Source organism: Blastomonas sp. (assembly GCF_041747255.1).
Lineage (GTDB): Bacteria > Pseudomonadota > Alphaproteobacteria > Sphingomonadales > Sphingomonadaceae > Blastomonas.
Map to the genome: position 1 here is coordinate 1 of NZ_JBGTFM010000129.1, position 8952 is coordinate 8952.

Annotated in this window: 10 protein-coding genes; 7 read left to right on the forward strand and 3 right to left on the reverse strand. The window is 61.6% G+C overall.

The features are described from left to right. Positions 1 to 678: dicarboxylate/amino acid:cation symporter (locus ACEW8G_RS04620; protein ID WP_373487276.1), on the forward strand; the 678-nt coding region annotated here is incomplete at its 5' end. Between the two features lie 6 nt (positions 679 to 684). Here the strand turns inward: ACEW8G_RS04620 and ACEW8G_RS04625 are convergent. Next, on the reverse strand, positions 685 to 1110 hold the full coding sequence (locus ACEW8G_RS04625) for a hypothetical protein (RefSeq protein WP_373487277.1): 426 nt from the start codon (positions 1108 to 1110) through the stop codon (positions 685 to 687). A gap of 221 nt (positions 1111 to 1331) precedes the next feature. On the opposite strand from ACEW8G_RS04625, the gene ACEW8G_RS04630 reads away from it, so the two are divergent. Then, positions 1332 to 2516 (forward strand): acyl-CoA dehydrogenase, encoded by a 1185-nt coding sequence (locus tag ACEW8G_RS04630; RefSeq protein WP_373487278.1) that lies wholly within the window; start codon positions 1332 to 1334, stop codon positions 2514 to 2516. Positions 2517 to 2598: 82 nt separating this feature from the next. Here the strand turns inward: ACEW8G_RS04630 and ACEW8G_RS04635 are convergent, their stop codons facing one another. Next, a complete protein-coding gene (locus tag ACEW8G_RS04635) occupies positions 2599 to 3033 on the reverse strand; it encodes a DUF2141 domain-containing protein (protein ID WP_373487279.1) in 435 nt (144 codons plus the stop codon). Further along, positions 3030 to 3818 (reverse strand): sterol desaturase family protein, encoded by a 789-nt coding sequence (locus tag ACEW8G_RS04640; RefSeq protein WP_373487280.1) that lies wholly within the window; start codon positions 3816 to 3818, stop codon positions 3030 to 3032. Before ACEW8G_RS04640 ends, ACEW8G_RS04635 begins: the two co-directional genes overlap by 4 nt. 88 nt (positions 3819 to 3906) lie before the next feature. Between ACEW8G_RS04640 and crtY the strand changes: the two genes are divergently transcribed. The 5 genes from crtY to ACEW8G_RS04665 form a co-directional block, all read left to right on the forward strand. Beyond that, positions 3907 to 5082, forward strand: coding sequence for a lycopene beta-cyclase CrtY (gene crtY, locus ACEW8G_RS04645; protein ID WP_373487281.1), 1176 nt, complete (start codon positions 3907 to 3909; stop codon positions 5080 to 5082). Between the two features lie 108 nt (positions 5083 to 5190). After that, positions 5191 to 6669 carry a phytoene desaturase gene (locus ACEW8G_RS04650; protein WP_373487282.1) on the forward strand — a complete coding sequence of 493 codons (1479 nt, stop codon included), beginning with the start codon at positions 5191 to 5193 and terminating at the stop codon, positions 6667 to 6669. Positions 6670 to 6848: 179 nt separating this feature from the next. Next, a complete protein-coding gene (locus ACEW8G_RS04655; RefSeq protein ID WP_373487283.1) occupies positions 6849 to 7223 on the forward strand; it encodes a GFA family protein in 375 nt (124 codons plus the stop codon). Positions 7224 to 7458: 235 nt separating this feature from the next. Beyond that, a complete protein-coding gene (locus tag ACEW8G_RS04660; protein ID WP_373487284.1) occupies positions 7459 to 8052 on the forward strand; it encodes a TIGR00730 family Rossman fold protein in 594 nt (197 codons plus the stop codon). Between the two features lie 119 nt (positions 8053 to 8171). Further along, the coding region (locus ACEW8G_RS04665) for a phytoene/squalene synthase family protein (RefSeq protein ID WP_373487285.1) at positions 8172 to 8952 on the forward strand (781 nt) is incomplete at its 3' end.

The following is an 8952-nucleotide window of genomic DNA, read 5'->3' on the forward strand; positions in this document are numbered from 1 at the left end:
ATGGAACTGACCCCGTTCGGCGTCTACGCGCTGATGGCGTGGGTTGCGGGCACCTTCGGCTTTGAAGGGTTGATCCCGCTCGCCAAGCTGGTGGCGCTCAATTATATCGGCTGCGCGATCATCATTCTCGTGATGTATTCGGCGATGATCAAGTTCATGGCCAAGCTGCCGGTGATCGATTTCTTCCGCGGCATGATCGATGCCATCGCGGTCAGCTATTCGACCGCCTCGTCCAACGCCACGCTGCCGGTGACGCTGCGCTGCACCCAGCGCAACCTTGGCGTTTCGCCCAGCGTGTCGAGCTTTGTCGTGTCGCTGGGCGCAACGATCAACATGAACGGCACCGCGATGTATCTGGGGCTCGCGACATTGTTCGGCGCGCAGATCTTTGGCGTGGATTTGAGCTGGGGCGATTATGTGATGATCGCGGTCACATCGACCTTGGGCGCGGTGGGCGCGGCGGGCATTCCCGGCGCGGGGCTGATCATGATGGCGCTGGTGTTCGGATCGGTCGGCGTGCCGCTGGAGACGATCGCGCTGGTCGCAGGCGTTGACCGGATCATGGACATGATCCGCACCACCACCAACATCACCGGCGATGCGGCGGTGGCGGTGACCGTGGCAGCGATGACTGGGGAACTCGATCGCGCCGAAATGGTCTCCGACGACGACGTGTAAACGGGCTTACTTGGGCGTCTTGACCAGCTTGACCGGGGTGAACTGTCCCAGCCCGCAGCTGCCGCCATTATCAAGGCGCCCGCCGATGTTGCGAACAACGGTGATAATGTCGACGTTGCACAACTGGCTGATTGACGTTGCATAGCTGAACGCGCGGTCAAATCCCAATGTGCTGCACTGATAGGGCAGTTCGTTGCGATAGACCTTGCCACCGTTCATAATGAAATCAATGGTCTGGTCGTCGCGCACCTGCGTGCTGCGGATCTGCGACAGATTGATGCATTGCACCGGCTCACCGATCACCTCGGCAGCAGGCACGCGCGACTGCTTTGGTCCATCGTCCTTGGCCAGCGCCAGCGGTTGAAGCGCAAACAATGCCGCGCCGCTGGTGATTAGCGCTGCAGCGAAAAATGTGCGGGGACGATGAGCCATGAAGAACTCCTTGAGAATAAACTGCTCTGCAGATTATGCGCAGCCGCATGACTCTGCCGTGAACACAATAATAGCAGAGGGCAGCGCGTCTGCATATTCGCGATAAATGCCGCTGCAATCTGTTGCTATCGCCATTCCGGTTATCCATTTTTGCAGTGTTAAAAGTGGCTTTGACGCGAGCCCCGATATCGGGCAGGCAGGCCGAAACAAGGAGCATCAATATGGCAGGCATGGCGCGTTTCAACTGGGAAGACCCCTTCGACCTGGCTTCACAGCTGAGCGAAGAGGAAACCATGATCCGCGATGCCGCACATGCTTTTGCGCAAGGCGAACTTCAACCACGCGTGATTGACGCTTTCCGCGAGGAACGCGACGCGCCCGAACTGTTCACGCTGATGGGCGAGGCCGGCCTGCTGGGCGTGACCCTGCCCGAGGAGTACGGCGGCGCGGGCGCAAGCTATGTCGCCTACGGGCTGGTCGCGCGCGAGATCGAGCATGTCGATTCGGGCTACCGCTCGATGGCCTCGGTGCAATCGAGCCTCGTGATCCACCCGATCTATGCCTATGGGTCAGAAGAGCAGCGCCGCAAATATCTGCCCGGTCTCGCATCGGGCAAATTGATCGGCTGCTTTGGCCTGACCGAGCCCGATGCAGGGTCCGACCCCGCCGGCATGCGTACCGTCGCGCGCCAGGACGGGGATGGCTATGTGATCAGCGGCACCAAGACATGGATCAGCAACGCCCCGTTTGCCGATGTGTTCGTCATCTGGGCCAAGTCAGACGCGCATGGCGGCAATATTCGCGGCTTTGTGCTGGACAAGGGCATGGCGGGGCTGTCCGCGCCCAAGATCGGCGGCAAGCTGTCGCTGCGCGCGTCGACCACCGGCATGATCGTGATGGATGAGGTGCGTGTTGGCGGCGATGCGCTGCTGCCCGATGTCGAGGGGCTGAAAGGGCCATTCGGCTGCCTCAACCGCGCGCGCTACGGCATTTCATGGGGTGCGATGGGCGCAGCCGAATTCTGCTTCCACGCGGCGCGCCAATATGGGCTCGATCGCAAGCAATTCGGGCGTCCGCTGGCCGCGACGCAGCTGTATCAAAAGAAGCTCGCTGACATGATGTCAGATATCGCCTTCGGGCTGCAAGCCTCGCTGCAGGTCGGGCGGCTGATGGATGAAGGCCGGTTTGCGCCCGAGATGGTCTCGATGGTCAAGCGCAACAATGTTGGCAAGGCGCTCGATATTGCCCGCGCCGCGCGCGACATGCACGGCGGCAACGGAATTGCCGAAGACTATCAGGTGATGCGGCACATGGTGAACCTTGAAACGGTGAACACCTATGAAGGTGCGCACGATGTCCACGCGCTGATCCTGGGCCGCGCAATCACCGACATTCCGGCCTTTTGACGCTGCCGCCGCTCGCCGGGCTGGAGGTCGGCGAACCGGCTGATGCCGGGCAGATCAATATCGGGTTATCGCGGCATCCTGATCACAGATAATATTTGATCCGCACCCGCTGGTTGATCCCTTCGCCCTGCGCGATGAACAGCACCTTGGCGAAACGCGGCGGGCCGAAGCTGAAGCTGGGGTTGCGTGAAAAACCGATGCCTTCCTTGGGAATGCCGGCAAACGTATCGAGCTTGTTGTTGCCATTCTCGTCATGAATGATGGCCAGCGCATATTGTCCTGGTGGTAGCCCGTTGAACCGGGCCACACCTTCGCGCGCCTGCGCGGTCAGCTTGCGCGCTGCAGGATCATCGTTGCAATCAGGAAAGCTGCGTTCATTGGCGGTCAGGCACAGTTGCAACAGCCCCTTTGACGAGCGCAGGCCATCGACGGCAATGTTGAGATCGTTGAGCGGCGCTGCGCCGGGCAAGGCCCATAGGGCGGTGGCAGCAAGTGCCAGTGTCTTGAAGGCGTTCAAAAATTTGACTCCCCGGTGTGCGCAATCCGCACCGCGGACACCTCTGCCGCAGTGGACCGTGTGGTTGCAAAGGAACCCAGACCCGAGTCCGTGCCGCATAGCCGGTCCCAGAAGCGGAAATAAAGTCCGTAATTGCATCGATATTGCGCATGATGTCGCTGATGATGGCTGGCGGTTATCAGCCAGCGTCCTAATGGGCCATGAACAAGCCAGCGTGGAAACAATTCCCAGCCCATATGATTGGTGACGCCCATCAGCGTCATGATGCCCAGCACCAGCCCCAGCATCGCGACATGGATGGGGATGACGAACACCAGCAGCGGAATCACCACCGCGCCGCTCAGCGCCTCGATCGGATGAAAGCTCATCGCTGCCCATGCGGTCGGCGGGCGGCTTTCATGATGCACCGCATGAGCGATGCGGAACCATTTGGGCCGGTGCATCCACCGATGCGTCCAGTAAAACCAGGTGTCGTGCGCAAACAGGAAGGCGAACACCGACAGCGGCAGATACCAGAGCGGATACGCGCTCCAGTCGGTGTAAATCTGCGTCCAACCATGGTTCTGCCAGCCCCAGGCGACAATTCCGGTCGGCACGCCATAAATCGCGGCGCTGTAGAGCGACCAGCGGATTTCCTTGCCGATCTGCGGCATCTGCCCGGCATAGAGGCCGGGGCGCACCTTGTCCGTCAGCCACGCGAACAGCCCGCTGGTCACCAGATAGCGCAAGCCCACGATCAACGTCATCGCGAGCGCAGAGAGGAGGATGTGTGAGGAGCCCAACATGCGTAAGCCTTAGCGCGGTTTATGCTGCAGTGCAAAGCGGCAGTAGCCCCCTTCCCCTCATCGCGTCGCTCGGCTAGGGCTAAGAGGAATGAAACCGCCGCGCAATCTTTCAAGCAAAACGATGAAATGCGACATCGCAATCCTTGGCGGCGGGCTCGCTGGCGGGTTGATTGCGCTCGCGCTGCACAAAAAGCGGCCCGAGCTTGATGTGCTCGTGATCGAGGAAAGCCCGACATTGGGCGGCAACCACATCTGGTCGTTCTTTGGCAGCGATGTCACTGACCAGCACCGCTGGCTCGTTGCGCCGCTCGTATGCCATGGCTGGCGCGGCTATGATGTGAAGTTTCCGGGGCACGAACGCGGCCTTGATGAAACCTACTATTCGATCTTTTCCGATCGGTTCGACGAGCATCTGCGCAGCACGTTGCCGCCGCATCGCATTGTCACCGGGGTGCGGGCGCTGGCCGCCAGCCAGACCAATGTGGTGCTGGACAACGGTGCGCGGATTGAGGCGGGCGGCGTGATCGACGCTCGCGGCGGCGGCAACATCCGCCATCTGCGCTGCGGCTGGCAAAAATTCATGGGGCAGATGCTGCACCTGTCTGAACCGCATGGCCTCACCCGGCCAATCGTCATGGATGCGACCGTCGACCAGATCGACGGCTATCGCTTTGTCTATTGCCTGCCGATCAGCCCGGTCGAAGTTTTCGTGGAAGACACCTATTACAGCGATACGCCCGATCTTGACACCCAGGCACTGAGCAGCCGGATCAGCGCCTATGCCGATGCCAAGGGCTGGCAGGTCGAGCGCGTCAGCCGGGTTGAGACCGGCGCGCTGCCGGTGGTCTATGGCGGTGATTTTGGCGGATACTGGCAATCGACCGGCGGCGATGTCGCCAAGGCGGGCACGCGCGCCGCGCTGTTCCATGGCCTGACCGGCTATTCACTGCCCGATGCGGTGCGGCTGGCGGCGCATATTGCCGAGATGCCCGATCTGTCGGGCGCAGCGCTTGCGGAAATGAGCCGCAAGACCAGTCTTGATCACTGGCAGGCCGACGGCTTCTACCGGATGCTCACCAAGATGCTGTTCAAGGCGGCAGAGCCCGATGAACGCTACCGGGTGCTCGAACGCTTTTACACGCTACCGGACGGCCTGATCGGCCGCTTTTACGCGGGCAAATCGACACTGATGGACAAGGGCCGGGTGTTGATCGGGCGCGCGCCGATGCCAATCTGGCGGGCCGTCAAGGCACTGCTGAGTTGACGCGCAAAGCACATCGCACGCGCATCTGCTGGAACATCGCCAACGTAACGCTATAGTGCATGAATTCTCGCCCGCGCATTCGGGTCGCAATCAGGGGCAATCAACCACGTGAAGACAGCAGCAGTAATTGGGTCGGGCTTCGGCGGGCTGGCGCTTGCCATTCGCCTGCAATCGGCAGGCATCGCCACCACCGTGATCGAGGGCCGCGACAAGCCGGGCGGCCGCGCCTATTTTTGGCAGAAGGACGGCTTCACCTTTGATGCCGGGCCGACCGTGATCACCGATCCGCCGTGCCTCGAAGAGCTCTGGGCGCTGAGCGGTCACCACATCAGCGAAGATGTGGAACTGGTGCCGGTGATGCCGTTTTATCGGCTCAACTGGCCCGATGGCACCAATTTCGATTATTCGAACGACGAAGCGGGACTGCGCGCCGAGATTGAAAAGCTCAACCCCGCCGATGTCGCAGGCTATGCCAAGTTCCTCGAATACAGCGCTGGCGTGCATGACGAAGGTTATCTCAAGCTCGGCCACAAGGCGTTTCTTGATTTCGCCAGCATGATCAAGGCTGCGCCGGCGCTGATGAAATATCAGGCATGGCGCTCGGTGTATTCCATCGTCTCGTCGTTCGTGAAGAACGAAAAGCTGCGCGAGGCGCTGAGCTTCCATACGCTGCTGGTCGGCGGCAACCCGATGAAAACCAGCTCGATCTACGCGCTGATCCACAAGCTGGAAAAGGATGGCGGGGTATGGTTTGCACGAGGAGGCACCAACCGGTTGATCGCGGGGATGGTCACGCATTTTGAGCGGCTGGGCGGCACGATACGGATCGGCGATCCGGTGACCGAGATCGAGACGATGGGCGACAAGGCGACCGGCGTCGTCACCAAGAGCGGCTGGCGCGAAAATTTCGACGCGGTCGCCAGCAACGCCGACATCATGCACAGCTATCGCGACCTGCTCGGCAAATCGGGGCGCGGCAAGCGGGCGGCGGCCGCCCTGAAGCGTAAGAAATTCTCGCCCTCGCTGTTCGTCGCGCATTTTGGCATCAAGGGCGACTGGCCGGGCATTCCGCACCACATGATCCTGTTCGGCCCGCGTTACAAAGGGCTGCTTGAAGACATTTACGATCATGGCGTGCTGGCGAAGGACTTTTCGCTCTATCTGCACCACCCGACCGTCACCGATCCGTCTATGGCGCCGCCGGGGCACAGCACCTTCTATGTGCTCTCCCCCGTACCGCATCAGGGCAAGCTGCCGATCGACTGGAAGGAAATGGGGCCAATTTACGAGAAGCGCATTCTCGATGAGATCGGTCACCGGCTGATCCCGGACATTCACGAGCGTGTCGTCACCAGCTTCCATTATACGCCGCAGGATTTCAGCACTGATCTCAACGCGCACCTTGGCAGCGCCTTCAGCCTTGAACCCGTGCTGACCCAGAGCGCGTATTTCCGCACCCACAACCGCGACGATACGATCCCCAATCTCTATTTCGTCGGCGCCGGCACGCATCCTGGGGCAGGCATCCCCGGCGTGGTCGGCAGCGCCAAGGCGACTGCAGCGTTGATGCTGGAGGATATGCTTTAGGATACAACCTCCCCGAGCTTGTCTCGGGGAGGGGGACCGTTCGCGATAGCGAATGGTGGAGGGGAGGCGAGATTGTGTTTCCCTCAGAATGATGCACTATCCCGCTTCCCCTCCACCACTTCGTGGTCCCCCTCCCCCAGCAAGTTGGGGAGGATTTTGGTCAGCAGGAGCACGCCATCATGCACACCGGATCATGCCTGTGCGGCGCGGTATCGTTCACCGTTGCGGCGCCACTGAAAGCGCCCGATGCCTGTCATTGCATGCAGTGCCGCAAGCAATCGGGGCATTACTGGGCTTCGACCGATGTCAGGCGAAGCGATCTGACGATCAGCGGTGAGGACCACATCCGCTGGTATCAATCGAGCCCCAAGGTGAGGCGGGGCTTTTGCGATACCTGCGGCAGCCTTTTGTTCTGGGACCCGCCGCACCGCGACGCGACCGCGATTGCGATGGGCGCGTTCGACCAGCCGACGGATACCAAGCTGAACATCCACATCTTCACCGCCGACAAGGGCGATTATTACGACATCGCCGACGGCCTGCCGCAAGAGTGAGCAAAAAATCCTCCCCAAGCTTGTCTCGGGGAGGGGGACCATTCGCGAAGCGAATGGTGGAGGGGAGGCGAGATTGTGCTTTTCCCGAAAAACTTGCACGATCCCGCTACCCCTCCACCCCGCCGCTTCGCGGCGCGGTCCCCCTCCCCCAGCAAGCTGGGGGAGGATTGAACGGCCTTGCCCCCCGCCCAATTTCCAGCGATGGACCAGCAACCATCGCGATTGAGGAATCACCATGACCGCCCCCTTCCGACGCCTTGCCATCTATTGCGGGTCCGCCACGCCCGCTGACCCGGCTTATATTGAAAGCGCCCGCGCGGTCGGCACGGCGCTGGCGGAATGCGGCATCGGTGTGGTCTATGGCGGCGGGCGGCTTGGGCTGATGGGCGCGGTGGCGGATGCCGCGCTGGCGGCGGGCGGTGAGGTGATCGGCATCATTCCCGAGGCGCTGGTGCGCCCGGAGGTCGCGCATCAAGGTTGCACTGAGCTGCACGTTGTCTCCGGCATGCACGCGCGCAAGCAGCTGTTCACCGATCTGTCGGATGGCTTCATCGTGCTTCCCGGCGGGGTGGGCACGATGGACGAGCTGTGGGAGGCGATCAGTTGGGCGCAGCTGGGTTATCACACCGATCCGGTCGGGCTGCTCAACGTCAACGGTTTTTACGATCAGCTGATCGCATTCAACAAGCACATGGTCAGCGTCGGCTTCATCCGTCCGCAGCATGCCGGTATCCTGATCGTCGGTGATACGCTGGGCGGGCTGCTCGCCAAGATGGAAGCCTATCGCCCGCACCGGCCGATCTTTGCGATGACTGCGGATGATCTGTAACTTACCCCGCCACCCGTTTTCGTTTTCCGGCGAATGCCGGAATTCGGAGCGATCTTGCGCAACCTCGCCGTGGACTCCGGCTTGCGCCGGAGAACGATAGACGTTGCGGAGCGCTTGGCGTGGATAGACCAGCCCTCGTCGCCTATGCGCACGATTCAATCGCGCGCGGTTCGAAATCTTTTGCGCTGGCCTCGCGTCTGTTCGACCGGACGACACGCGAGCGCGCCTGGCTGCTCTATGCATGGTGCCGCAAATGCGATGATCTGGCCGATGGGCAAGACATGGGCCATGGCATGAGCGCGGTGAGCGATGCGCATGCGCGCGTTGCCTATATCCGCAAGCAAACCGAGCTGGCGCTGGCTGGCAGCGCGGTCGATGACCCGGCGTTTGCCGCGCTGGCGCTGGTGGCGGCGGAATGCCGCCTGCCGCACCGGATCATCTTCGATGTCATCGACGGCTTTGATCTCGACGCTGCCGAATGGCGCCCGCGCAGCGCGCACGACCTGTATCAATATTGCTATCACGTTGCCGGCGCGGTCGGGCTGCTGATGGCGATCATCATGGGGGTGGACCCTGAGGATGAGGCGACGCTCGACCGGGCGTGCGATCTGGGCCTGGCATTCCAGCTCGCCAACATTGCGCGCGACCTGTCAGAAGACGATGCCGTCGGGCGCTGCTATCTGCCGGTAGAATGGCTGGTCGAAGCCGATATTCCGCCCGGCCAGCACATGAAACCATGGCTGCGGCCGCAATTGGTCAATCTCGCCGCTCGGCTGACGGTCCAGTCAGAGGCGTATGAAGCCTCGGCGCGGGTGGGAGCTGAAAAGCTGCCATTGCGGGCGCGCTGGGCGGTGCTCGCGGCGGCGGGCATTTATGGCGACATCGCCCGGCAGGTGCGCG